Below are 24,617 nucleotides of genomic sequence, written 5' to 3'. Positions count from 1 at the left end.
GCGGCGGCCGGATGAAGGGGCCCCGGTTCCCTGGGAACGACAGGGCCACCCTCGGCCCGCCGCACCCGGGCCACCGGTCTCCATACTGGGACGCATGGCCGACCAGAACATGATCGCCGGCAGCCTCGGCGACTACCTGCGGACCAGGCGAGCCCTGGTGTCCCCCGCCGAGGTCGGACTTCCCCCGACCGGGCGCCGACGGGTGCCCGGCCTGCGCCGGGAGGAGGTCGCCGAGCTGGTCGGGCTCAGCACCGACTACTACGTGCGCCTGGAGCAGGGCCGGGCCGACCGGCCCTCCGACGAGGTGCTCAACGCCCTGGGCCGGGCGCTGCGACTGGGGTCCGCCGAACGTGCGCACCTGTACGACCTGGCCCGGCCGCCCCGCCGGTCCGCCGGAACCGCCGGGGTCGGCGGCGGCCGGGGCGGGAGTGTGCGCTCGGGGCTGCGCCGGGTGGTGGAGGCCATCCCGACGACCCCGGCCGTGATCATGAACGACCGCACCGACGTCCTGGCCTGGAACCGGCTGGCCGCCGCGCTGATGGCCGACTTCCCGAACCTGCCGCCCCGGGAACGGAACATGGCGCGGCGGATCTTCCTGGACCCGCACGCCCCCGAGGTCCACCAGGACTGGGACGAGGCCGCCCGCACCACGGTGGGCATGCTGCGGATGGCCGCCGGACGGCGACCGCACGATCCGGAACTCGTCCGCCTGGTCGGCGAACTGTCGCTGGGCAGCCCGGCCTTCCGCACACTGTGGGCCGGCCACCACGTGCACGAGAAGACCCAGGGGCCCAAGCGCTTCCGGCACCCCTCGGTCGGGGACGTGACCCTCCACTACGAGACCTTCCAGGCCCCTGGGGCCGCGCACCTGCTCCTCGTCATCTACACGGCGCCGCCCGGAAGTCCGGCCGAGGAGGCACTGAACCTCCTCGGCAGCCTCACCGCCCCGAGCACGGCCTCCTCCGCCCGCGCCGTAGGAGGATCCGGGGCGGGCTGACGCCTGCGGCCCCAGCTGTCCGCCCCACCTGTCCGCCCCGCCCGCCGACCGGCTCGTCCGACGGCGGAACGTATGCGTATGATCGTCCGGACTGCAGGCGACCACTTCGGAGGCTGAACGGCCATGGCGGACCAGCAAGTTGTCATCGTCACCGGCGGGGGGACCGGCATCGGCGCCGCAACCGCCCGACTGCTGCGCACCACCGGACACCACGTGGTCGTCTCCGGGCGCCGGCCCGAGCCACTGCACCGCCTCGCCGAGGAGACCGGAGCACTCGCCCACCCCGCCGACATCGGCGACCCCGACGCCGTGCGCGGGCTGGTGGAGGCGACCGTGGCTGTGTACGGACGGCTGGACGGACTCGTACTCAACGCGGGCACCGGGCGCAGCGGAGCCGTCGGCGACCTGTCCATCGAGGACTGGGACACCGTGCTGCGGACCAACCTCACCGGCCCCTTCCTGCTCCAACGGGCCGCCCTCCCGCACCTGTTGGAGGCACGCGGCTCGGTGGTCGCGGTCGCCTCGGTGTCCGCGCTGCGCAACGGGGCTGGCAACGCCGCATACGCGACGTCCAAGGCCGCCCTGCTCCAGCTCTGCCGCTCACTGGCCGTCGACTACGGCCGGCACGGACTGCGCGCCAACACCGTCTGCCCCAGCTGGGTGCGGACCGACATGGCCGACCGGCGGATGGCCCGCTTCGCCGACGAGGCGGGCCTGGGAGAGGGCAACACCGAGGCGGCGTACGAGGCGGCGACCCGGCTCATTCCCGCCGGCCGCCCCGGCGAGCCGCACGAGGTCGCCGAGGCCATCGCCTGGCTGCTCTCGCCCGCCGCATCCTTCGTCAACGGAGCGGTGCTCACGGTCGACGGCGGCGTGACGGCCGTCGACCCGGGCACCGTCGCATTCGACTTCCAGCTGGAACCACGCACGTCACCCGCAGGCTAGCCACCCGGAGCGCCCCCGAGCCGGGTCCCGTACTCCACGACCCCCCGCCGCCCTCGACCGGCACTCCGCGCTCAGCCCGCACACCGGGCGGACGGTGATGGTGCGTCGGCCCGCTCGGCGACGGAAGGTCAGTGCCCGGAGTGCAGTAGCAGTCGCAGGGCGGCGCGGGGGCCCTGGAGGAGGTAGCGGCGGGCGAGGCGGCGGGGTTCGAGGAGGAGGCGGTAGAGCCACTCCAGGCCGTTGTCGCGCCAGAAGTCGGGGGCCCGGTCGACCACGCCGGCCAGGAAGTCGGCGGCGGCGCCGACGGCCAGGCCGACCCGGATGCCGCTGTTCTCGGCGTGGGCGGCGAGCCAGGTCTCCTGGCGGGGTTTGCCGAGGCCGACGACCAGGAGGTCCACCTCCGCGCGCTTGACCTGGTCGGCGAGGTCGGCCGCGCCGCCGGGGGCGGCGAGTTGGGCGCGTTCGGGTGCCCAGTAGCCGGCCACGGTCAGCTCCGGCCAGCGCTGGGCGATCCGGTCGGCGAGCAGTTGGTGGGTCTCGGTGCGGCCGCCGAGGAAGCCGACCCGGGCGCCGGTGCGCTCGGCGACCGCGAGCAGGTCGGGCAGCAGGTCCGCGCCGGTGAGGCGGTCCCAGCGGCGGCCGGTGAGCCGCTGCGCACGCCAGACCAGCGGCATGCCGTCGAGCAGCACCAGCCAGTCGGCGGTGGACTCGGCCCGCTCGACCAGCCCGGCGTGGGCGCCGGAGCGGCCGAAGTGGTGCAGATGGTCGAGGTTGGTGGAGGCGACCACCAGCGGACGCCCGCCCCGGCCGCCGAGCCGCTCCGCCACCTGCCCGGTGAGCCACGCCAGTGAGCAGGCGTCGGCCGGTGTGCCACCGAGCCGTATCCGCAGCACGCCCTGGTCCGCCAACGTCATCTCTCCGTTCCTTGGAGAGCCGCACGGTTCACCGCGTGCGGCCCGAAGTCCTCGACAGAATCGCCCTGTTGTGCGGGGTGGCTACGCGGGGACGACCGCGACCCGACGCCGTCGTACGGTCCGCGTCCGGGCGTACTCGTCCGTCCAGAGCGCCGCGGCGACGCCGACCAGCGCGCCGAGAGCGGCCACCCCGACCAGGCCGCGGCTCTTGACGCCCAGGACGGGCAGCGCGGTGGCCGGCACCAGCTGGTCGCTGGTGATGTAGCGCTGCCTCGGCACGTTCAGACCGTTCTGCAGCTTCTCCAGCTCGGTCCCGAAGTGCCCGACCAGGATGCCGACTTCGCGGTTGGTCTCGTTCGGGTCCGCACCGCGCACGCTGACCTCCACGGTCGGGACGACGTACGCCTCGGTCTTGGTGGTGCCGGTGTTGCGCGGGGCGAGGTCGAAGTCGCCGCTCACCCCGGCCCTGCGGAGCTCCGCCGCGCCGGAGGGGCTCTTCATGACGGTGACCACCGCCGCCCCGATGATCGCCAACGACGGCCGGAAGTCGGTCATCCCGGTCGGATCCTGCGGTGTCTCGGGCGGTTTGACCCGCACCACTGCGGCCGACCGGTAGGACATTTCCGGTTTCGCCACCACCACCGCACCGCCGAGCGACAGTGCCGCCACCAACAGCAGTACGTACCAGCGCCGCAGCAGCGCGCGCACAACCTCACGGAAGGACATCCCTCACCCCACCCCGTCGGCCATCCTCTCACCGCACCGAACAGGATTGCGGGAGTTCAGGGATTGTCCTCCGCCGAATTCCCGTTCCAACTACCCTCGTGCGGGGGTGTCTTGACAGCCAGCTCGGCGCAGGCCGAGGCGACTGCGACACTGGGGCCAGCCACGGCCCCAGGGGGAGAAATGTTGGACATGCGCGAGGTCCTTCGAGTGATCCGCAAACGCTGGTACGTCACGCTGCCGATCGTGCTGGTCACGATGGCACTGTCCGCGGTGGCCAACGCCGTACTGCCGACGACCTATCAGTCCGAGTGCTCGATCTCACTGTTGAACTCGCCGGACGTCGCCGCGCAGGCACCGAACAACGGGAACCCGTTCCTGAGCTTCAGTCAGGCGCTGACCGTCACCGCGGACTTCCTCGGGCGCCGGCTGGCCTCGGACGACTCGGCCAAGGCACTCAAGGAGCGCGGCCTGACCGGGGAGTACTCGGTCAAGCTGGCGGACAACGCGATGGGTCCGTTCCTGACCCTGTCGGTCACCGGATCGGACCCGGTGCAGGTCAAGAAGTCGATCGTGGTGCTCAACGGCTATGCCGCCGAGCAGCTCAAGGCGATCCAGACCGAGCAGAAGGCACCGGCCGGGTCGCAGATCGCCTCGACGGTGATCATCCCGCCGCAGGCTCCGCAGGCCCAGACGAAGAGCAAGCTGCAGTCCGTGGCGCTGATCGCGATGGGCGGTCTGGCGGTGGCCTTCCTGTCCGCCTTCCTCGCCGAGAACCTGGCGGGCGTGCTGCAGCGGCGCCGGTCCGCCGCCGCGCGGCGCGGTGCCGGGCCCGGGGCGGGCGCCGACGAGGAGCCCGCCCAGGATCCGCAGGCCGAACCGTCCCTGTCCGTCGGAAGGTAGCGGCCGGTGACCGAGCTGGACGCGACTACTCCCCCGGAGCCGTCGGCCGCCACCGTGCCCGGAAGGAACGAGTCCGGGAAGAGCGAGTCCGGGAAAAAAGTGCCTGCGGAGAACGGCCAGCGCGGCGCCTACGGGATGGACTCGGTCACCGTGCTCACCGGGTACGTGCTGCTGGCCATGTTCATCCCGTCCAACCTGGTGCTGCCGGGCATGGGCGGCGTCGGCACCCCTGCGAACATCGTGGCGCTGCTCGGCCTGCTCTGGTACCTCGCCGCCTGGCTGACCGAGCGCATCGTCCCGGCCAGGGGCACCCACGCCCCGCGGATCGCGATGGTGGTGTTCGGCGTCGCGGTGCTGCTGGCGTACATCGCCTGCGCCGGGCGGCCCGCCGTCACCAAGGAGATGCAGGGCGCCGATCGCGGCCTGATCGCGCTGCTGGTGTGGACCGGCCTGGTGGTGGTCTCCTCCTCCGGGATCAGGAGCCGGGCCCGGCTGGAGGTCCTGCTGCGGCGGCTGGTGGTGTGCGCGAGCATCGTCGCGCTGCTCGGCTGGTACGACTTCCTCACCCACACCAACATCGCCTCCTCGCTGCACATCCCGGGTCTGCAGTCGAGCGCCGCCGGGTTCGAGACGATGAGCCGGGGCGCGTTCACCCGGCCGCGCGGGACCACCGGCCATCCGCTGGAGTTCAGCGGGATGCTGGCGATGCTGCTGCCGTTCGCCGTGCAGCAGGCCTTCGACCCGGCCCGCTTCCACCGGGGCCGGCTGCGCCGCTGGCTGCCGGTGTTCCTGATCGGCGGCGCGCTGCCGCTGTCGGTCTCCCGGACCGGGATCATCGGGGTCGGCGTCGCCCTGCTGGCCATGCTGCCCGCCTGGCGGCCGCAGCGGCGCGGGTACGTCCTGGGCACGGTCGGCTTCGGCGTGCTCGGGCTCGGGGCCGCCGTACCGGGGCTGCTGTCCACGCTGACCGGGCTGTTCAGCTCCTTCTTCAGCAACACCGACAGCAGCACCCAGGCCAGGACCGGCGACTACGCCAAGATCTGGGAGTACATGCAGGACTCGCCGTGGGTCGGCCACGGCATGGGCACCTTCCTGCCCGAGCTCTACTTCTTCACCGACAACATGTACCTGCTGACCGCCGCCGAGATGGGCGTGTTCGGGATCGCCGCGCTGCTGCTGCTCTTCCTCACCGGGCTGCACTGCGGCGGCGCCGCCCGTCGGCTGGCCGGGGACGAGCCGACCCGTGAACTCGCCCAGTGCTTCGTCGCCGCCGCCGCGGTCGCGCTGGTCTCCAGCGCCACCTTCGACTCCCTGGGATTCCCGATGTTCGCGGGCATGTTCTTCCTGCTGCTGGGGTCGAGCGGCAGTCTGCTCGGCAGCCTCCGCCACCCGGCGCCGCTCACCGCCGCCCCGGCCGGCCCCGCGCCGGGTGCGGCGGCCGTGCCCGACACCGCCCTGGGGGCGGCCCGGTGAGCCTCGGCGCCAAGGTCCGGGCGGGTGCCCGGCTCAGCCTGCTGAACACCGTGGTCATCCGGATCGGCAACTTCGCGGCCGGCGTGGTGCTGGCCCGCACCCTGCTCGGCCCGCGCGAGTGGGGGCTCTACGCCACCGGCATGGTCGCGCTCGGGGTGCTGCTCTCCGCCAACGAGATGGGCGTCAGTCTGGCGATCATCCGCTGGGACCGGAACATCAAGGAGTTCGCCCCGACCGTCGTCACCCTCTCGGTGCTCTCCAGCACCGCGCTGTACGGGCTGCTGTTCGTCGCCGCCCCGGCCACCGCGCGGGCGCTCGGCTCGCCCGACGCGACGGCCATGCTGCGGGTGCTCTGCTTCTCCGTGGTGATCGACGGCCTGGCCTGCGTGCCCAACCAGGTGATCGCCCGGGAGTTCCGGCAGGGCGCCCGGATGGTCCTCGACCTGCTCAACTTCCTGGTCACCACCGGCACCACACTCACCCTCGCCTACACCGGCGCCGGGGCGATGAGCTTCGCCTGGGGCGCGCTCGCGGGCAACCTGTGCGCACTGGTCGGCTGTGCGATCGCGGTCCCCGGTGTGCTGCGCCCGGGGTGGAACGCCGCCGAGGCCCGCGCGCTGGTCTCCTTCGGCCTGCCGCTCGCCGGGGCCAGCCTGCTGGTCCTCGCCATGCTCAACGTGGACTCGGTGGTGACCGGCGCCCTGCTCGGCCCGGTCTCCCTCGGCTTCTACCAACTCGCCTTCAACGTCTCCAGTTGGCCGGTCCGCAGCATCTCCGAGGCCGCCCGGCGGATCTCCTTCGCGGGCTTCTCCCGGGTGGCCGACTCCCGGGAGGCGCTGGCGGACGCCTTCGGCCGGGGGCTCGGTGTCCTGATGGCGGCCGCCGTACCGCCGTGCGTCCTGCTCGCGACCCTGGCCGAACCCGCCGTGGAGACCATCTACGGCGGCCGCTGGGCCCCCGCCGCCGGGGCACTGCGCTTCCTGGCGCTGCTCGGACTGCTGCGGATCGCCTACGAGTTGGCGTACGACTGCCTGGCGGCGGCGGGCCGGCGCAGCTCGCTGATCGCGGTCCAGGGGTGGTGGCTGGCGGCGCTGGTCCCGGCGCTGCTGGTCGGCGCCGACCGGTGGGGCATCACGGGCGTCGGGGCCGGGCACCTGGTGGTGGCCGCGCTGCTGGTGGCACCGGCCTTCGGGTGGGCGATGCGGCGGGCCGGGGTGAGCGGCGCGGTCGTACTGCGGGCCTGCGCCCGGCCGTTCGGCGGCGGGCTGCTGATGGCGGCCGTCTCGCTGCTGGTCCACCACTGGTCGGGCGGAACGAGGTGGGGGATGTTCGCCGCGGGCGCGGCGGCGCTGGCGGTGTACGTACCGGTGGTGCTGCCGATGCGGCGGCTGCTGCGGAGCGGCGGGGCGGCGGTGGCGGTCGAGCCGCACGGGGAACGAGTGCTGGCTGCGGAGGGTGAACGGTGATGGGACGGCTGCTGCGCGGGGCCAAGCGGCTGCTGCGCGAGCGTTTCGGCTTTCTGCGGCTGATGGAGGCCCGTAACAAGGCGGTGCTGAGCTGGACGGCCGTCGGGCTGCGCCGCCGGGAGGACGCCGAGGTCCGGCGGCTCGCCGCGGAGCTCGGCCGGCGCCCGTCGGCGCTGGTGGCGACGGTGATCCCGACCTACCGGCGCCCCGAGGGCCTGCGGCGGGCGGTGGACACGGCGCTGGCGCAGACCGTCCGGGAGCAGGTGGTGATCGTGGTGGACGACGGCGCCGGGCTGCCCGAACTGCCCGACGATCCACGGCTGTTCGCGGTGAGCCTGGCCCGGAACGTGGCGGTGGCGGGCGTGGTGCGCAACATCGGGATCCGGCTCAGCTCGTCCCGGTACGTCGCCTTCCTGGACGACGACAACGAGTGGGAGCCCGACCATCTGGAGCGCGCCGTCGGGGCGTTGAGCGCTCCCGGCGGCCCGGACGCCGTCTACACGGCGCTGCGGCGGCTGCGTCCGGACGGCACCGAGATGGATGTGCTGTCCGTTCCCTTCGACCGGCGGCATGCGGCCGAGGAGGGCTTCCTGGACACCAACGCGGTGGTGGCCCGGCGCACCCGCGCCCTCCGGTTCAGCCGGCTCCGCCGTCCCCCGCAGGTGATCCCGCGCGAGGACTGGGAGTTGGTGTTCCGCTACAGCCGCACCCACCGGGTCGAACACCTGCCCGTACCGACCGTGCGCTATCTGGTCAACCCGGACAGCTACTGGTCCAGCTGGTCCGAACACCGACCTGCCGGGCACCTTGGGGCGGCGGGCTCCGGAACAGCCGGACCCTGATCCCGGACGACGCCGAGGTCACCGACAGCCGGTGAGGGCACCGGACCGTACGGTCCGGTGCCCTCACCGGTGTGCGGCGCAGCCGGCCCGGCGGGTCTCAGGCCGGCCTCGGCTCGCAGACCATGAACACGAAGTCGTGCCCCAGCTGCGGCAGGACGGCGTCCTCGGCCGCGAAGCAGCGTTCGATGAGCCTGGCCTCGGCCTCGCCGCCGTCCCGGAAGTTCTGCGCGATCCCGGAGAACGCGACGTGCAGCACCGTGCCGCCGTAGGGGCGTTCCTCCAGGACCCGGTAGCGGCTGCGCAGCGCGGGCAGCAGCCGGTCCGCGTCGACGGCCTCCGAGGGGTCGTCCAGCCGCATCGACAGCAGACTCGGCCGTACGGCCCGCCGCTTGAGCCGCCCGTCGGCCAGCCTGCGCCGCTCGGGCGGGAGGTGGCCGAGCAGCTGGTCCACCGCTCGCAGCTGCCCGCTGGTCCACTGGAACCTGGTGGGGCCGACGAACTCGTCCACGACCAGCAGCCCGCCGGGGTTCAGCAGTCCGGCGATCCGGTCCATGGTGTCGTCGAGCCGGTCGAAGTGGTGCAGCGACTGGAGGCCGAGCACGATGTCGTACGTCTCCCCCGCGCGCAGCAGGTCGCGGACGTCGGCGGTGCGGAAGCCGAGCACGTCGTCCAGGCCGAGCTCCTTGGCCTGGACGGTGGCGTAGGCGATCCGGTCCGGGGAGATGTCGATACCGGTGATGTGCTCGAAGACGCCGAGGCGGGCCCAGATGACCTCGTTGCCTCCGGTGCCGCAGCCGAGCGACAGGGCGCGCAGGCCGGTGCGGCCGGCCAGCCACTTGTCGGCGACGTACTGCGGGAACCCGGTCTCGGGGTCGCCGCTGGCGAAGGTGTTCCACCGGCGGACGACGGCGGGTATCGCCCACCACTCCTGGAGCGAGGGGTCGACGGCGGACCAGTGGGTGACCACCCGTTCCGTACCGCGGATCCGCACCTTGGACACCAGCCGGTCGAGCTGTCCCCGCCGCAGCTTCCGGCCGACCCGGTAGACGTCGTGACGGTTCACCAGATTGTTGAACATGCTCGCTCTCCTTGACTCGCACTATCCGGGGGCGCGGGGAACCCGTCTCTCGGTGGCCCTTAGATTCCCCGCAGGCGCCAGGACTTCCACCAGAGCCACTCGCGTCCCTTGGCCACCACGGCGGTGAGCACCAGCGGTTGCAGGTACGGCATCGCCCGGGGTCCGATCCGGCGGCGCAGCCGGAGGCCGTGGTACTCCGGCAGGGTGCGGTAGCCGGGCCAGCACTCGGCGGCGAAGGCGAGGAGTTCGGCCTCGGGAACCTCGCGGGTGCGGCCCCGGTCGTAGGCGCGGACGGCGCGCCGCAGGGCGAAGCGGGCGAGCTTGCGGTTGACGGCGTCGGCGAGCCGGCGGGCGTCGGGGATGCGGTCGCCGCACTTGGCGATCACCGAGTCGTAGGCGGTCTTGCACTGCCGCAGGTCGTCCATCTGGCCGCCGAACTCGGTGGCGGACATGTTCTCGCCGTGCCGGCGGTAGTACGCCTGGTCGACGCCCTTGACGTAGCCGACGTCGCCGCGCGCGGCGAGCCGCATCCACATCTCGATGTCCCCGGCGTGCGGCAGCTTCGGGTCGTAGCCGCCGACCTCCTTCTGCAGCGAGGTGCGGACGACCACCTCGGGCGAGGTGATGCAGCCGTGCGCCTCCTTGAAGCGCCGCTCCAGCCACCACCCGCCCGGGAAGACGGAGGTGCCGCGCAGCCGGGTGCGGGCGGGCGGCAGCGGTGTGCCGTGCTGGAAGTGGATGGGGTGGCCGTAGACGAAGCCGACGCGGGGGTTGGCGTCCAGCAGGGCCGCGGCGCGGGTCAGCGCACCGGGGGTGAGCCGGTCGTCGGCCGAGAGCAGGACGGTGTAGTCGCCGTCGGCCCACTCCAGCAGGCCCTCGTTGTAGGTGGCGATGTGCCCCTTGTTGGTCTCGTGCACCCGGACCTCGATCCGGGGGTCGGTGGCGGCCAGCCGCCGGGCGACCTCGGCGGAGTCGTCCGGCGAGGCGTCGTCGATGATCAGCACCCGGACGTCGACGCCGGGTTGCTCGTCCAGCACGCTGCTCACGCAGTCGGCGAGATAGTGCCCGTACCTGTAGCACGGGATGACCACGCTCACGGTGCTCACTGCGCTGTTGTCCTTTCGCGGTCGAGGGGTCGGAACCGGGGGGCCGGTCCCGCCGGGTGGCGGGGCCGGCCCGGGCCGGGCAGGTGTCACCCGGAGCGGCGCGCCGCCGCGGAGGCCGCGGCGGAGGGCGGGGCGAGCGGCACGGGCTCGCGGCCCGGGGTCGCCGTCCTGGGCCCGTTGGCCTTGCCCAGCAGGCCGTTCAGGATTCCGCTGAGGAGGTCCGTCACCGGCTTCAGCGGCAGGGCGAGCTGCAGGGAGGTGGTCTGGGCCGCGGCGGCCGGCCGGACGTTGGTGAAGACCGGGTCGACCCAGTAGTTGGTGGAGTTGAAGGTACTGGTCGGGAAGCCGCTGGAGCCGTACCGGTAGACGCCGTTGGCGCTGCCGGGGCCGTCGGCGGCGGCCCGCAGCGGGTACGCCGAGTAGCCCGCCGCGAGGTAGCCGTTGCTGGCGGAGTAGTGGCCCTTCGGCGCGTAGTACGAGACCAGGTAGGTGGTGTTGGCGGTGATCGCCACCGGGGTGGCGAAGTTGAGCTGCTGCCAGCCTGAGGCGCTCTCGCCGCTGACGGTCCCGGTGGCGAGCTGGGTGCCGGAGTTGCTCCACAGCGTCGCGGTGTGGGTACCGGTGTTGGCGACCGACTTGTAGAACCGCACGCCGGTGATCCAGCCGTCCAGCGTGGAGCTGAACCGGGTGCCCACCTCGACGGCCGTGCCGTCGCCCGAGTCGAGGCTGGCCGGTGCCGCGGTGGAGTTCCACAGCGAGCAGGGGCAGGTGACTGCGGGCGGGGTGGCGTTGGTGGTGAAGGTCCAGGTCCTGGGCCCGCTCATCGGGTTGCCCCACGGGTCGCCGGCCTGCACGGTGGCCGTGTACGCGGTGTTCAGCGCCAGCTGCCCGTTGGGGCGCAGCGTGGCGGTGGCGGTCGCGGAGTCGTATCCGACGGTCGCGGTGACCGGGGTGCCGCCGGGGCCGGTCAGGGTGAACCTGAGGGTGCCGGTGTCGATGGTGTGGTTGAAGGTGGCGGTCGGGGTCGCGGTGATGGCGACTCCGGCGGCGCCGTTGGCGGGCGTGGCGGCGGTGACGGCCGGCGGGGTGACGGTGTCCACCGAGGTGTCGAGGACGGCGTCCACCCAGTAGTTGGAGTCGTGGTAGCTGGAGGTCGGGAAGCCGCCGCCGGTGTTGTAGCGGTAGACCGAGTTGTCGCCGTCGGCTCCGGCCATCAGGGCCTTGATCGGGTCGATTCCGGCGCCCTGGCTGGTGAAGTAGCCGTCGTCGTAGGAGTAGTGGCCGTTGGGGGCGTAGTAGGAGGCGATGTAGGTGGTGTTGGCCTTGACCGGGACGGGCGTGGCGAAGGTCAGCTGCTGCCAGCCGGAGGCGCTCTCGCCGGTGAAGGTGCCGGTGGCCAGGCGGGTTCCGTCGGTGCTCCACAGGCTGCCGGTGTGGGTGCCGGTGTTCAGCGCGGACTTGTAGAACCGCACGCCGGTGATGGCGCCGTTGGTGGTGGTGCGGAACTTGGTGCCGAGTTCGATCGCCCCGGCGTCACCGGAGTCGACGTGGGCCGGGGTGGCCGAGCTGGGCCAGATGGTGCAGGGGCACTGCTGCGGGCCGACGGTCAGGTCGACGGTGGCGACCGTCCCGGTGTTGACGGAGTCGTTGATGCCGCGGACCTGGATCCGGGCGGCGCCCTGGGTCAGCGGCGTCCAGGTGTAGCTCCAGCTGGCGAGGCCGGTGGCGCCCTTCCAGGTGCTGCCCCCGTCGACGGACACCTCGACCCGGGCGACCTGGCCGCCGCCGAGGTCGGCGGCGGTGCCGGTGACGGTGACGGGCTTCTGCACCGGGACGGTGACGCCCGGGGCCGGCGAGCTCACCACGACGGTGGGTCCGGTGAGTTCGGTGGAGGCGTCGGCCCGGACCAGGCCGGACTGCAGGGTGGTCGGCTGGACGCCCATGTCGGCGAGCAGGTTGACGGTCGCCTGCTGCATCCGGGGGTCCTCGGTGGTGGTGTTGCCCACGTGCAGGGTGTCCAGGCCCCAGGACCACTGGACCGTTCCGGCGCCGAAGACCAGCGCCTTGGAGGCCGGGTCGCGGTAGATGGTCGGGCTGTGCGTGGCGACGCCGTTGCCGTAGGTGTTGCCGTTGTCCAGCAGGTAGGTGCCGTCGGTGATGGAGACGGTGGTGGAGGAGAGGTTGATGGCGCCCGGCGGCCGGGAGCCGTTGTCCTCGTCGACGTCCCACTCGTAGCCGAGGGTGCCGGTCGGGAAGGTGGCGACCTGCCCCGGTTGCAGGTTGGCGATGGAGGTGTTGCGCCACAGCCGCAGCTTGGCGTACTGGGCGGGGACGGTCATCGCGTCGTTGCGGTAGCCGTTGACCCGGAACAGCTGTCCGGTCAGGGCGTTCTGCGGTTTGCCGCCGCCGCGTCCGGCGCCGACCGGGTCCATCCAGGTGCCGGTCCACTGGCCGCTGGGGTCGGGCACGCCGTCCACGCCGGGGATCTGGAGCTTGCTCTCCTTGTAGCTGACCATGGTGCGGTAGGCGGTGCCCGAGCCGTCGAGGGAGTTCTCGAAGCGGGTGCGCCAGAACATCTCGTTGGCGGAGAAGAAGGCGAGGTCGACGCCGGCCGCCTTGGCGGCCGTCACGTTGTCGCGCTGGGCCTGGTTCCAGTACTCGTCATGGCCGTTGGACAGGAAGACCTTGTGGTTCTGCAGCAGCAGTCCCTTGGTGGTGACGTCGATGCCGGAGAGGTAGCTGACGTCGTACCCGTTGCGTTCCAGCCAGGCGATCATCGCGTACTCGGAGCCGTAGACGCCGTTGTCGGCGCCGATGTCCAGCGGCCGGTTGTAACTGACCTTGTACGCGCGGCCGTCGGGCGCGGGCCCGGAGCCGTTGTAGAGGTTCTGGCCGCCCCACATGTTGTAGGCCTGCCAGGTCTCGTCGCTGGTCTGCACCACGATGTCGCTGTGGCTGCTCTCGTCCCGGACGACGATCGGGTACGGCATCAGGCCGTTGCCGTCGGTCTGCGAGATGTTGGCGATGTAGAGGCCGGAGACGGCGTCGCTGGGCACCGTCCAGGTGGCGGTCACGGTCCAGTTGCCGCAGTCGACCAGTCCGGTGGAGCTGTCGGAGAGGCAGTTGGGCTGGCTCTTGGCCGCGAACGTGGCGGTGGGCGAACTGGGCATCCTGCGCGCCCGGTTGCCCTGGTACCAGCCGAGGCGGTAGACGTCGATCGTGTACGGCACCGGCGACTGCACCTTGAACTGGACGGTGTCGCCGGGCTTGACGCTCTCGTGGGTGGTGAAGCCCTGGATGCTGCCCCAGGCGTTCGGGGAGTACCAGTCCTCCATCGGGTCGCCCGGCTTGCTGTTCTCGCAGGCGACCTTGTTGGTGACGGGTGCGGCGCACGGGTCGCCCGCCGCGTGGGCCGCCGGCGCCGCGAGGCCGCCGGAGGCCAGCAGCAGCACGGCCGCGAGCAGGGCTCGCAGGAGCCCGCCGGTGCCGTGGCCGCCGCGTCGGACGGATGGACTGGGTGGGGATGTGTTCATACTGCTGCCGTTCTTCATTGCCGTTGCTCCCCTGCTGTGCCTACGAACTCCCGGGCACCGGTTCGGGCACCGTTGCCCGCTCCGCCGCCCCAGCCGCCGCCCGGAGGAACCGGGCCGGGTTGCCGGCCCAGACCTCCAGCGGAGGTACGTCGTGCAGTACCACCGATCCCATGCCGACCAGCGACCACCGGCCGACCGTGGTGTACTCGCGGACCATCGCGCCCGCGCCGAGGTAGCAGCCGCGCTCCAGCCGCACGCCGCCGCCGAGGCGTACCCCGGTGGCCAGCGTGGCCAGGTCGGCCACCTCGGTGTCATGGGTGAGTACCGTCTGCGGCATCACCGCGACGTGCGCACCGACCGTGGCCCGCGCGGTGATCACCACCTGGGCGAGCAGCACGCTGCCGGGGCCGAGTTCGGCGGAGCCGGCGATCTGCGCACTGGGGTGGACCAGGGTGGCGTACCGGTCCTCGGGCAGCTTCAGCCGCTCCAACAGGTCTGAACGGCTGGTGTACACACGGGGGTTGACGGTACACAGGACGACCTGCGCACCGGGCAGGTCGTGCACCGCCTCGGCCGGACCGAGCACCGGGACGCCGTCCACCTCGGTGCCGTGCAGGGCCGGGTTGTCGTCCAGGAAGCCGCGCAGCCGCCAGCTGTCACCGGCCGCGCGGGCCGCCTCGGCGGCCTCCCGGCCGAAGCCCCCGGCCCCGACGATCACCAGGTCCCGCCTCAGCACGGCACGACCGCGCGGTCCGCCGAGGCGAGCGGCACCAGCGCGCCGTCGCGCTCCAGGCTCAGCGCGGCCGCCTCCAGGATCTCCAGGACCCGCAGTCCGGAACGGCCGTCGGTGAGCGGCGCGCGGCCCTGCCGGATGGCGGCGGCGAACTCCTCCACCACCCCGCGCAGGGCCTCCTTCTCGCCGAGCGCGGGCGCGATCATGTCGCCGGAGCGGTAGTTGACCAGCCGCTCGCGGCGCTCGCCGTCACCGAGCTGCTCCGGGGTGGCGAGGTCCACGCCCCGGTCGAACAGGGCGATCCGCTGCTGCGGGTTGAGGTCGTCCCAGATGACCGTGCGCTTGGAGCCGCCGACCATGGTGGTGCGCACCTTGGTCGGGGAGAGCCAGTTGACGTGCACGTGCGCGATGGCGCCCGAGGCCAGTTGCAGCGTCAGGTAGGCCACGCAGGCCCGGCCGACGCCGAGCGGGTCGGCGCCCTGCGCGGCCACCGCGACCGGCCGGTCGGCCTCGGGCAGGACCGCGTCCAGGATGGACAGGTCGTGCGGCGCGAGGTCCCAGAGCACGTCCACGTCCTTCTGGACCAGCCCGAGGTTGATCCGGACCGAGTCGAAGAACTGGATGTCGCCGAGCTCCCCGGAGCCGACCAGCTCGCGGATCCGGCTGACCGCCGGGGTGTAGCAGTAGGTGTGGTCGCACATCAGCACCAGGCCGCGCCGCTCGGCCTCGGCCACCAGCCGCCTGCCCTCCTCGCCGGTGGCCGCGAGCGGCTTCTCCACCAGGACGTGCTTGCCCGCGCGCAGGGCGGCCAGCGCCACCTCGAGGTGGGTGCCGGCCGGGGTGGCGACGGCGACCGCCGCCACCCCGGGGTCGGCGAGCACCGCGGCGTAGTCGTCGGTGGCGGCCACCGTGGAGTACTCGCCCAGCACCCGCTCGGCCCTGGCCAGGTCCAGGTCGCAGACCCAGCGCAGCCGGAACTCCTCCGACGCCTGGAAGTTGCGCACCAGGTTCGGCCCCCAGTAGCCGGCCCCGACCACGGCCAGGCCCAGCGGACGGGCTTCTGCCTGGGCGGTCGGTGCAGTGGCTGTCACGTGACGGTTCCTTTCGGCGGAGTTCGACAGTTCGTCTGAATTTGACGGAGCATCAATCTGCTGTTTCCCGAAGGGCATTCAGCAGATGTATCAGTACGCGCCCTTGCCGCGGGCGACGGCGCCGGTGGTGCGCAGCAGAATCTGCGCGTCCAGGGCATGGGACCAGTTGTCCACGTAGCTGAGGTCGAGCCGGACGGCTTCCTTCCAGGGCAGGTCGGAGCGCCCGCTGACCTGCCACAGCCCGGTCAGTCCGGGTTTCACCAGCAGCCGGCGGCGGGTGACCTCGTCGTAGTCCAGGGTCTCCTCCGGCAGCGGCGGCCTGGGGCCGACCAGCGACATGTGTCCGGCCAGGACGTTGATCAGCTGCGGGAGTTCGTCCAGCGAGTAGCGGCGCAGGAAGCGGCCGACACCGGTGGTCCTGGGGTCCTTGGTCATCTTGAACAGCGGACCGTCGCCGTTGACGTTGAGCGCGGCGAGTTCGTCCCTGAGCTCCTCGGCGTTCTGCACCATGGTGCGGAACTTGAACATGGTGAACTGCTCGCCGCCCAGCCCGGCCCGGCGCTGCTGGAACAGCACGGGGCCCGGGCTGCTGCTGCGGACGGCGGCCGCGACCAGCAGCAGCAGCGGGGTGAGCAGCAGCAGCCCCACGGCGGCCAGCAGCCGGTCGACGATCTCCTTCGGCAGCCTGGCAACCAACGACCCGGCGGGCGCCCGGAGATGGAGCAGCGGCAGGCCGCCGACCGTCCTGACGTCGAGCCGGGCGGCGCAGACGTCCGAGAGCCGCGGGCTGATCAGCAGCTGGACCCCCTCGGCGTCGAGGCCCCAGCCGAGACGGCGCAGTGCCATCTGGTCCAGGGCCGCGTCCGGCAGCGCGATGACCATCTCGCAGCCGGTCCGGCGGACCACCGGGAGCACGCTGTCGCGGCCGCCGAGGACGGGCAGTTGCCGGTCCGGCAGCCGGTCCGGCAGCGGTGCCGCGGTGAGGCAGGCGCCGATCAGCCGTAAGCCGTGCGGCGACTGCCGGGCCAGCGACTCGGCCAGCTCGGCGACCGCCCCGGGGTGGCCGACCACCAGGACCCGGCGCAGGTTGCGCCCGGCCGCCCAGGCGGCCGCCAGCCGCCACTGCAGGACGCGGCGGAGCAGTGCGGTCAGCACGGCCGCCCCGGCCAGTGCGAGCACCGCGTCGTGGAGCAGCTGGTCCTGGCCGAGGGCGAGTTCGGAGCCGAGCACGGCGACGGCCCCGAGGGCGAGCGCGGCCCTGGTTATTCGGCGGTAGTCCTCCCGGCCGCCGGCCAGCTGGCGCTGCCCGTAGCCGCGCACGGCCAGCAAGGCGAGCGGCCACAGCAGCGGCAGCAGGAGGACGATCTCCCGCCGCCCGCCGCAGAGATGGGCGGTGAAGGCGGTGGCCGCCGCGGCCACCAGGTCCATGACGACGATCTTCAGGAGATGGTCGTGCTGCCACCTCCGGTGCAGCTCACGCGGTGTGATGACATCACGGATTCTCTCCGAACGTGCGGCCGACTCCACGGCCATACTTCCCCCCTGGTGCGTCCGACGAAAGTTGCCCGAACTACGAGAAGCGAGCGCCGGACACCGACATCCCCCACCGAAGGCCGTGTCGCTCGCGTAGCACCATGCGATCCCCAGGGAGCAAGGTAGCCGCCCGATCACCTCCCGCGAGGACAAACCGCAAACAATCTCTCCAACTATGTAGCAGTACAGTGGAGATAGCGTTAGGACGAACACACGTACAAGGGCCACCCGAACACCGAATCCCCTGACCAAGGCACATGATCCGGCGCATACTTGGCACGCGCCGGCTGGAGGGGAACGATGAATCCTGTGACGATCGAAGTGATCGTGGTGACCTGGAACAGTGCCGAAGTCCTGCCCGGACTGCTGGACTCCCTGGAGCAGGGGCTCCACGGTGTCCACTGGAAACTGACGGTGGCCGACAACGCCTCCGCCGACGACACCCTGACGATCCTTCAGGCCCGGCTCCCCGAGGCCAGGACCGTCCAGACCGGGTACAACGCCGGGTACGCGGCGGCCATCAACGCCGCCCTCGCCCACGTCGACCCCTGCACCGCCGTCCTGGTCCTCAACCCGGACATCCGGCTCACCCCCGGCTGCGTCGCGGCCATGCTCCCGCAGCTCGACCGCGCGGGCACCGGCATCGTGGTGCCCCGCCTGCACGGCGAGAGCGGCGCCCTGACCCACTCGCTGCGCCGCGAACCCGCCGTGCTGCGGGCGGTCGGCGAAGCCGTCCTCGGCAACCGGCGGGCCGGACGCTTCGCGCTGCTCGGCGAGATCGTCACCGCCGAGGCCGCCTACCGCACCGCCGCCACCGCCGACTGGGCCACCGGCGCGGCCCTGCTGATCTCCTGGGACTGCGTCCAGGACTGCGGTCCCTGGGACGAATCGTTCTTCCTCTACTCCGAGGAGACCGAGTACGCACTGCGCGCCCGCGACCTCGGCCACCGCACCCGGCTCGCGCCCGAGGCCCACGCCGTGCACCTGGAAGGCGACTCCGAGGTCTCGCCCCGGCTGTGGACGCTGCTCACCCTCAACAAGGTCCGGCTGTTCCGCCGCCGCAACTCGGCTCCCGCCACCGCCCTGTTCTGGGCGGCGACCCTGCTGCGCGAGAGCTCCCGGGCCCTGCTCGGCCACCGGCGCAGCCGCCGGGCCGCCGCCGCCCTGCTCAGCCCGGCCCGCCTGCGGACCCGGCCCACCGCGGACAACCTGGTCTGAGCCGTGTACCTCTCCTCCAGCCGGGCCGCCGACTCCGCCCAGCGGACCGGGGCCGGAGCACCCCGGTCCCGGGCCAGGAGCCGGGTCGCCGCCAACGTCCTGGCCCTGGGCCTGGTCAGCTTCCTCACCGACATCTCCTCCGAGATGGTGAGCTCGGTACTGCCGCTGTACTACACCTCGGCGCTCGGGCTGACGATGCTTCAGACCGGCTTCCTGGACGGTCTGTTCAACGGCGCCTCGGTCTTCCTGCGGCTGGCCGGCGCCCATCTCGCCGACCGCTTCCACGTCCGCAAGCCGGTCGCGGTGGCCGGGTACGCGCTCTCCGCCGTGTGCAAGCTGGGTCTGCCGGCGGCCGGTTCCTCACTGGCGGGCATCAGCACCGTGCTGGCCGTGGACCGCAGCGGCAAGGGCCTGCGGACCGCCCCGCGCGACGCGCTGATCTCGCTCTCCAGCACGCCCGAGACCCAGGGCCGGGCCTTCGGTGTGCACCGCACCCTGGACACCGCGGGCGCCTTCGGCGGCCCGCTGATCGCCTTCGCCGTGCTCTCGGCCGTCGCCGCCGCCTACGACGCGGTGTTCATGGCCAGCTTCTGCGTGGCCGCCGTGGGCGTCCTGGTGCTACTGCTCTTCGTCCGCGAGCGGCGCGGCAGCACGGCCGGCGGTCCGGCCGCCGAGCGCCGGCCGGTCACCCTCCGCGCCGGGCTCGGCCTGCTGCGCGACCGGGCCTTCGGCCGCACCTGCCTGTGCGTGATGCTGCTGGAGACCGCCACCATCAGCGACGCCTTCGTCTACCTGACGCTCCAGCACCAGGACGACCTCGCCGCCCGCTGGTTCCCGCTGCTGGCCCTCGGCACCGCCGCCCCGTACCTGCTGCTCTCGCTGCCGCTGGGCTCGCTCGCCGACCGGGTCGGGCCCTGGCGGCTCTTCCTCGGCGGACACGTCTGCTTCCTCGGGGTGCTGGCACTGCTCGCCTCCTCCTGGGGCGGCACCGGAGTGCTGGTCGCGGTGCTCGCCCTGCACGGCGTGTTCTACGCGGCCACCGACGCCCCGCTGATGGCGCACGCCGCCGCCCTGCTGCCCGCCCACGCCCGGACCTCGGGCTTCGCGGTGCTGCAGAGCCTCCAGGCGCTCGGGATGTTCGCCTCCTCGCTGCTGTTCGGGACGGCGTACCGCTTCCAGGGTCCGCAGTGGACGCTGCACGTCTTCGGCACCGGCCTGCTGCTCTGCCTGGTGGCGGCGGCCCTCCTGATCCGCACCACCGAGCAGCCGACCGCGGAAGAGGCGATGTGACACCGACCCGGGAAGCCCGGCCCGACACCGACCAGGACGGCCCGGTGTTCACCAGGGCCCGGGTGGCCGTCTTCGCCCTGGCACTGGTCCTGCTCGCCGCCCTCGGCATCGGCTACGGCCTGCACGCCGCCGGCCGCGCCGACCGCAGCATGCACCAGGGCTCCGGAGCCGCCCCCGCCGCCGACGAGCTGAACCTCACCGGCGCCCACGGCAAGCTGCTCTTCCGCGACACCGAACCCGGGCCCGGCTTCGGCTTCCTGGCCACCGTCGACCGCGCCGACTCCACCGGCCCGCGCACCGTCGGCCGGACCTCCTGCGAGCGCGTCTACGCCGCCGCCGGAACGGTCGTCTGCCTCACCACCGAGTACGGTGCGATCCCCAGCCACCACGTCAGGATCCTGGACGCCACCCTGCGCGAGACCCGCCGGATCGACCTCGGCGCGGGCGCCCCCAACCGCGCCCGGATCTCGGCCGACGGCCGGATGGCCTCCTGGACGGTCTTCACCTCCGGCGACTCCTACGCCGCCAACTCCTTCTCCACCCGCACCTCCATCCTGGACGTCCGCAGCGGAGCCCTGACCGCGACCCTGGAAGACTTCACCGTCCACAGGGACGGCAAGCTCTACCTGCCGGTGGACCGCAACTTCTGGGGCGTCACCTTCACCTCCGACGACAACACCTTCTACGCCACCATGTCCCCGGTCAGCAGCGGGAAGACCTACCTGGTCAAGGGAGACCTGGCGGCCCGCGCCATCACCGTGCTCAGGGAGAACGTCGAGTGCCCCTCGCTCTCCCCCGACAACACCCGGATCGCCTTCAAGAAGCGCATCTCCAGCGATCCCGTCCGGCCCTGGCGGCTGTACGTCCTGGACCTGGCGAGCGGCCGGGAGACCGAGCTCGCCGAGACCCACAGCGTCGACGACCAGGCCGCCTGGCTCGACGACGCCACCCTCGCCTACGCCCTGCCGGCCCCCGGCGGCACCGGATCCGATCTGTGGACCGTCCCCGCCGACGGCACCGGCGCCCCCGCCCTCCTGCTGCACGGCGGCTTCTCCCCCGCGCTGCTGCCCTGAGCCCTACCTCCTGAGCCGGCCCTCCTGCGCCTGCCGCGGCATCCGGCGGCGGGCGGCCGACGGCCGACGGCCGACGGCCGACGGCCGACGGCCGGTCAGTAGATCAGGTACCCGGGCCGGTGCCCCTCGTCGGCGATCTCGCCGTTCGCCTGCGACCTCAGCCGGTGCGACAGGTCCTCCAGCGCCCGCGAGGCCGCGAGCTCCTCGCCGATCCGCGCCAACGGGCGGTCGTCCACGCTGCGGGTCGACTCGCCGTGCCCACGCAGCCCCGGCGCCCTCGGCCCGACCAGGGCCGCCTCGCAGACGGTGTGCACACCGTCCTCCGAGAAGCTCAGCTGCACATCCCACTGGTTCTGCATGGCCGACCTCCCAAGCCCCCTTCTGCCGTCGCTACCACCAGCGTGCGCCCCGCCCCCGCCGCCTGCAAGAGCCCGGCCCACGGCCGCCGCCCGCCCCGCCGGACGGCGCGTACTGCCTTCTCCGACCGGCCGTCAGAATGCCCTGTCACCCGATCAGTCCACGTGTTCCGGGGCAGCCGTTCGAGGGCGAATGGTTATGTTGAGGGCCCCATCCCCCACGTGAGGTGATCTGCGTGTCCCTGCATGAAACCGTCACCGCGCACCCCTCGGCCCGGGACCTGGCGGCCGTCCGCCAGCCGGTCGCGTCCCACCGCCCCGGCACCCACCGTCCTGGAGCGACCTCACCCGTCGAGCACGTCCACCGGGGCACGGCGCAGCGCCCCGCCCGCGCCCTGGCGTTCTGAGGACGCCCTGACCTTGCCCACAACCCACCCTTCGAAGCCCGAGCCGGTCGAGACGGCCACCCTCAGGCTTGCGAGTGACGTCGCCTGTGCCCTCCGGGGCGCAGGCGCTGCCGCGTTCCGGCTGGAGCACCACGCCGACGGCACCGAGGCCGCCCACCTCGAACCGGTCCAACGCGTCGAACCCCGGCCCGCCGACGAGCCGTGGCCCGGTTGGACGGCCGGCCTGCCCCAGCTGTCCGCGCTCGCCCTGCCGGGGCCGCACTGCCCGCAGCGCGACCAGGCCCGGCGCCGCCGCCTCGACCTCGGGCGCGGACTCACCCACGCGCTGCTCCGCCGCGACCTGCTGCGCGCCGCCCGGCCGGCCGCCGTCGCCGCCGCCCGCCGGATCGGCCGGCCCCAAGCGGCGGGGGTGGCCGGTTGAGCCGGCTGACCACCGGGCGGATCGCCCTGCGCCCGACGGTCGACGGGGGCACCGCCCCGGGGCAGCGGAGGGCGGCGGTATGAGTACCCGATCCGCCGAACCCGCCGAACCCACCGGCTCGGCGACGCCGTCCCCGGCGCTACGTCCGGCGGTCGCGCGGGCGCCGTCCGGGAGCGGGCTGCGCGAACTGCTCACCGCGCAGGCGGCGGTGGTGACGGCCGACCCCCGGGTCCCCGCAGTGGTGGTCTCGGCGATCCGCCCGGGTGCGGCGGCCGTGCACTGCGCGGGCGTCCTCACCCTGGGCGGACACACCGCCCCCGACCCCGCCACCCGCTTCCAGCTCGGCTCGCTCACCAAGGTGTTCACCGCCCTGCTGTTCGCCGAGCTGGTCGCGTGCGGCGAGGTCGCCGAGGCCGACCCGATCGAGGCGTACCTCCCGGCCGGGGCCGCCCCGCGCCGTCGCTCCGAGCCGCCGATCACCCTGTTCGACCTGGCCACCCACACCTCCGGACTGCCCCGGCAGCCCCGGGGGTTCTACCGGAACGCGGCGACCCGGGTCCACTCCGACCCGTACGCCCGGTACGGGGAGGCCGAGCTGTACCGGGCCACCGCCAGGCTCCGGCCGCGCGGGACGCCGTCGGCCGTCCGGTACTCCACCTTCGGGATGGGCCTGCTGGGCCTGCTGCTCGCCCGCGCCGCCCAGGCCGAGTACGGCGAGCTGCTGGCCGCCCGGGTCCTGCGCCCGCTCGGCCTGGGCGGCACCGGGACTGGCGACTTCGACGCCACGATGGCCAACCGGGCGAGCGGCCACCGCCGGGGCAGGACGGTCCCGGACTGGCACTTCCAGGCGCTGGCCCCGGCGGGCGCCCTGCACTCCTGCGGGGCCGACATGCTCACCTTCCTGCGGGCCCAACTCAACCCCCGGGACACGCCGTTGGCCGACGCGCTGCGCGCCACCCAGCGCCCCCGCCACGCACTGCCGAACGGCACCGAACCGGTCTGCCTCGGCTGGCACCACCAGGTCGGCCGCCGGGGCCGTACCGTGCTCTCGCACACCGGCGGCACCGGCGGATTCGCCAGCTACCTCGCCGTCTGCCCCGACGCGGGCTCGGGCGTCGCGGTGCTGGCCAACGCCACCCCGACCCGTGGCCAGCCGGTCGTCGGCGCAGGCCGCCGGATCATGCGGGAGCTCCTCCGCCCGGCCACGGACTGACCCGCCCGTGCCGCCGCGGCCGGGGTCCGGCCGGGCACCGCGTGCGGCACGGAGCGCCGCCCGACCGTTGTGGCCGGTGGGACCCGTTGGTCCGGGCTCGCTCCAGAACGGCGGTGCGCGGGACAATGGGGGTGAGGTGATCTCCCCGAGGGAGGGAGCTCGGACATGGCCCGCTCAGTCGGTATCGACCTCGGTACCACCAACTCGGTCGTCTGCATCCTGGAGGGCGGTGAGCCCTCCGTCGTCCCGAACGCCGAGGGTGCCAGGACGACGCCGTCCGTCGTCGCCTTCGGCAAGGGCGGCGAGGTCCTGGTCGGCGAGGTCGCCAAGCGCCAGGCGGTCACCAACGTGGACCGCACCGCCCGCTCGGTCAAACGCCACATGGGCGAGCCCACCTGGCACTTCCCGGAGTCCGGCGACATCGACGGCAAGCGGTACACGGCGCAGGAGATCTCCGCCCGGGTGCTGCAGAAGCTCAAGCGGGACGCCTCCGCCTACCTGGGCGAGGAGGTCACGGACGCCGTGGTCACCGTCCCCGCGTACTTCAACGACGCCCAGCGGACGGCGACCAAGGAGGCCGGTGAGATCGCCGGTCTGCGGGTGCTGCGGATCGTCAACGAGCCGACCGCGGCCGCGCTCGCCTACGGGCTGGACAAGGAGAACGAACAGACGATCCTGGTCTTCGACCTCGGCGGCGGCACCTTCGACGTCTCGCTGCTGGAGATCGGCGAGGGCGTGGTGGAGGTGAAGTCCACCAACGGCGACACCCACCTCGGCGGGGACGACTGGGACCAGCGGGTCGTCGACCACCTGGTCAAGGAGTTCAAGAACGGCTACGGCGTGGACCTGAGCAAGGACAAGATGGCCTCGCAGCGGCTCCGGGAGACGGCCGAGAAGGCGAAGATCGAACTGTCCTCCGCCACCGAGACCACCATCAACCTGCCGTACATCAGCGCCTCGCCGGACGGCCCGCTGCACCTGGAGCAGCGGCTCAGCCGGGCCGAGTTCCAGCAGCTCACCGCCGACCTGCTGGAACGCTGCAAGACCCCGTTCCACCGTGCGATAGAGGACGCCCGGATCACCGTGCAGGACATCGACCACGTGATCCTGGTCGGCGGCTCGACCCGGATGCCGGCCGTCACCGAGCTGGTCAAGGAGCTCACCGGGCGCGACCCGCACAAGGGCGTCAACCCCGACGAGGTGGTCGCCATCGGCGCCGCCCTGCAGGCCGGTGTCCTCAAGGGTGAGGTCAAGGACGTCCTGCTGCTCGACGTCACCCCGCTGTCCCTCGGCATCGAGACC

General features: G+C 72.9%; 22 protein-coding genes. 13 read left to right on the top strand and 9 right to left on the bottom strand.

What is annotated here, in order from left to right; all coding sequences use genetic code 11:
- Nucleotides 1–94: 94 nt before the first annotated feature.
- Together UK12_RS16590 and UK12_RS16585 are read left to right on the top strand one after the other, a co-directional pair.
- Complete coding sequence (locus tag UK12_RS16590) at nt 95–997, top strand: helix-turn-helix transcriptional regulator (protein WP_045303757.1); 903 nt, start codon at nt 95–97, stop codon at nt 995–997.
- Nucleotides 998–1,120: 123 nt separating this feature from the next.
- Nucleotides 1,121–1,942 carry an SDR family NAD(P)-dependent oxidoreductase gene (locus tag UK12_RS16585; RefSeq protein ID WP_045303756.1) on the top strand — a complete coding sequence of 274 codons (822 nt, stop codon included), beginning with the start codon at nt 1,121–1,123 and terminating at the stop codon, nt 1,940–1,942.
- Nucleotides 1,943–2,070: 128 nt separating this feature from the next.
- On the opposite strand, the gene UK12_RS16580 is transcribed toward UK12_RS16585, so the two are convergent.
- On the bottom strand, nt 2,071–2,856 hold the full coding sequence (locus UK12_RS16580) for a WecB/TagA/CpsF family glycosyltransferase (protein ID WP_052681934.1): 786 nt from the start codon (nt 2,854–2,856) through the stop codon (nt 2,071–2,073).
- Between the two features lie 81 nt (nt 2,857–2,937).
- Nucleotides 2,938–3,582, bottom strand: coding sequence for a hypothetical protein (locus UK12_RS16575; protein WP_045303755.1), 645 nt, complete (start codon nt 3,580–3,582; stop codon nt 2,938–2,940).
- 189 nt (nt 3,583–3,771) lie between these two features.
- Between UK12_RS16575 and UK12_RS16570 the strand changes: the two genes are divergently transcribed.
- Genes UK12_RS16570 through UK12_RS16555 form a run of 4 tightly spaced genes read left to right on the top strand, consistent with a single transcriptional unit; the run spans nt 3,772 to nt 8,263 of the window.
- The gene (locus UK12_RS16570) at nt 3,772–4,482 is read left to right on the top strand and encodes a hypothetical protein (RefSeq protein ID WP_052681933.1); all 711 of its coding nucleotides are present in this window, start codon (nt 3,772–3,774) and stop codon (nt 4,480–4,482) included.
- Between the two features lie 6 nt (nt 4,483–4,488).
- Nucleotides 4,489–5,955: an O-antigen ligase family protein gene (locus UK12_RS16565; RefSeq protein ID WP_197084917.1), complete on the top strand. Its 1,467-nt coding sequence runs from the start codon at nt 4,489–4,491 to the stop codon at nt 5,953–5,955.
- Nucleotides 5,952–7,421 (top strand): oligosaccharide flippase family protein, encoded by a 1,470-nt coding sequence (locus tag UK12_RS16560; protein WP_045303753.1) that lies wholly within the window; start codon nt 5,952–5,954, stop codon nt 7,419–7,421. Before UK12_RS16565 ends, UK12_RS16560 begins: the two co-directional genes overlap by 4 nt.
- Nucleotides 7,421–8,263 carry a glycosyltransferase family 2 protein gene (locus tag UK12_RS16555; protein WP_045303752.1) on the top strand — a complete coding sequence of 281 codons (843 nt, stop codon included), beginning with the start codon at nt 7,421–7,423 and terminating at the stop codon, nt 8,261–8,263. Before UK12_RS16560 ends, UK12_RS16555 begins: the two co-directional genes overlap by 1 nt.
- A 97-nt stretch (nt 8,264–8,360) precedes the next feature.
- Here the strand turns inward: UK12_RS16555 and UK12_RS16550 are convergent, their stop codons facing one another.
- From UK12_RS16550 to UK12_RS16525, 6 genes are all read right to left on the bottom strand, one after another.
- Nucleotides 8,361–9,341, bottom strand: a complete 981-nt coding sequence (locus UK12_RS16550; RefSeq protein ID WP_052681932.1) for a class I SAM-dependent methyltransferase — start codon at nt 9,339–9,341, stop codon at nt 8,361–8,363.
- A gap of 59 nt (nt 9,342–9,400) precedes the next feature.
- Nucleotides 9,401–10,447: a glycosyltransferase family 2 protein gene (locus UK12_RS16545; RefSeq protein WP_045303751.1), complete on the bottom strand. Its 1,047-nt coding sequence runs from the start codon at nt 10,445–10,447 to the stop codon at nt 9,401–9,403.
- Nucleotides 10,448–10,533: 86 nt separating this feature from the next.
- Nucleotides 10,534–13,980 carry a DUF4082 domain-containing protein gene (locus UK12_RS16540; protein WP_082119681.1) on the bottom strand — a complete coding sequence of 1,149 codons (3,447 nt, stop codon included), beginning with the start codon at nt 13,978–13,980 and terminating at the stop codon, nt 10,534–10,536.
- 40 nt (nt 13,981–14,020) lie between these two features.
- Nucleotides 14,021–14,716, bottom strand: coding sequence for an acetyltransferase (locus UK12_RS16535; RefSeq protein WP_231591246.1), 696 nt, complete (start codon nt 14,714–14,716; stop codon nt 14,021–14,023).
- Nucleotides 14,710–15,804 carry a Gfo/Idh/MocA family protein gene (locus tag UK12_RS16530; RefSeq protein WP_045303750.1) on the bottom strand — a complete coding sequence of 365 codons (1,095 nt, stop codon included), beginning with the start codon at nt 15,802–15,804 and terminating at the stop codon, nt 14,710–14,712. Before UK12_RS16530 ends, UK12_RS16535 begins: the two co-directional genes overlap by 7 nt.
- A gap of 90 nt (nt 15,805–15,894) precedes the next feature.
- Nucleotides 15,895–17,232: a sugar transferase gene (locus UK12_RS16525; protein WP_197084916.1), complete on the bottom strand. Its 1,338-nt coding sequence runs from the start codon at nt 17,230–17,232 to the stop codon at nt 15,895–15,897.
- 405 nt (nt 17,233–17,637) lie between these two features.
- Here UK12_RS16525 and UK12_RS16520 point away from each other — a divergent pair, with 405 nt between their 5' ends.
- From UK12_RS16520 to UK12_RS16510, 3 genes are read left to right on the top strand one after another with little or no spacing between them, the layout of a single operon-like run.
- The gene (locus tag UK12_RS16520; protein ID WP_045303748.1) at nt 17,638–18,555 is read left to right on the top strand and encodes a glycosyltransferase; all 918 of its coding nucleotides are present in this window, start codon (nt 17,638–17,640) and stop codon (nt 18,553–18,555) included.
- Between the two features lie 3 nt (nt 18,556–18,558).
- Complete coding sequence (locus UK12_RS16515) at nt 18,559–19,845, top strand: MFS transporter (protein WP_045303747.1); 1,287 nt, start codon at nt 18,559–18,561, stop codon at nt 19,843–19,845.
- Nucleotides 19,842–20,918 carry a hypothetical protein gene (locus UK12_RS16510; protein WP_231591245.1) on the top strand — a complete coding sequence of 359 codons (1,077 nt, stop codon included), beginning with the start codon at nt 19,842–19,844 and terminating at the stop codon, nt 20,916–20,918. The genes UK12_RS16515 and UK12_RS16510 overlap by 4 nt, the downstream gene beginning before the upstream one ends.
- A 95-nt stretch (nt 20,919–21,013) precedes the next feature.
- On the opposite strand, the gene UK12_RS16505 is transcribed toward UK12_RS16510, so the two are convergent.
- The gene (locus tag UK12_RS16505) at nt 21,014–21,277 is read right to left on the bottom strand and encodes a dsRBD fold-containing protein (RefSeq protein ID WP_045303746.1); all 264 of its coding nucleotides are present in this window, start codon (nt 21,275–21,277) and stop codon (nt 21,014–21,016) included.
- 233 nt (nt 21,278–21,510) lie between these two features.
- Here UK12_RS16505 and UK12_RS39765 point away from each other — a divergent pair, with 233 nt between their 5' ends.
- The 4 genes from UK12_RS39765 to dnaK all read left to right on the top strand — a co-directional run.
- Nucleotides 21,511–21,681, top strand: coding sequence for a hypothetical protein (locus UK12_RS39765; protein WP_156178766.1), 171 nt, complete (start codon nt 21,511–21,513; stop codon nt 21,679–21,681).
- A 13-nt stretch (nt 21,682–21,694) separates the two neighbouring features.
- The gene (locus UK12_RS16500; RefSeq protein WP_045303745.1) at nt 21,695–22,102 is read left to right on the top strand and encodes a hypothetical protein; all 408 of its coding nucleotides are present in this window, start codon (nt 21,695–21,697) and stop codon (nt 22,100–22,102) included.
- 79 nt (nt 22,103–22,181) lie between these two features.
- A complete protein-coding gene (locus tag UK12_RS16495; protein ID WP_052681931.1) occupies nt 22,182–23,315 on the top strand; it encodes a serine hydrolase domain-containing protein in 1,134 nt (377 codons plus the stop codon).
- A 165-nt stretch (nt 23,316–23,480) separates the two neighbouring features.
- Nucleotides 23,481–24,617, top strand: a 1,137-nt coding sequence (gene dnaK, locus UK12_RS16490; protein WP_045303744.1) for a molecular chaperone DnaK, incomplete at its 3' end; no start/stop codon positions are given.

This window comes from Saccharothrix sp. ST-888 (genome assembly GCF_000955975.1).
Lineage (GTDB): Bacteria > Actinomycetota > Actinomycetes > Streptomycetales > Streptomycetaceae > Kitasatospora.
This window is presented reverse-complemented; position numbering and strand designations above follow the sequence as displayed.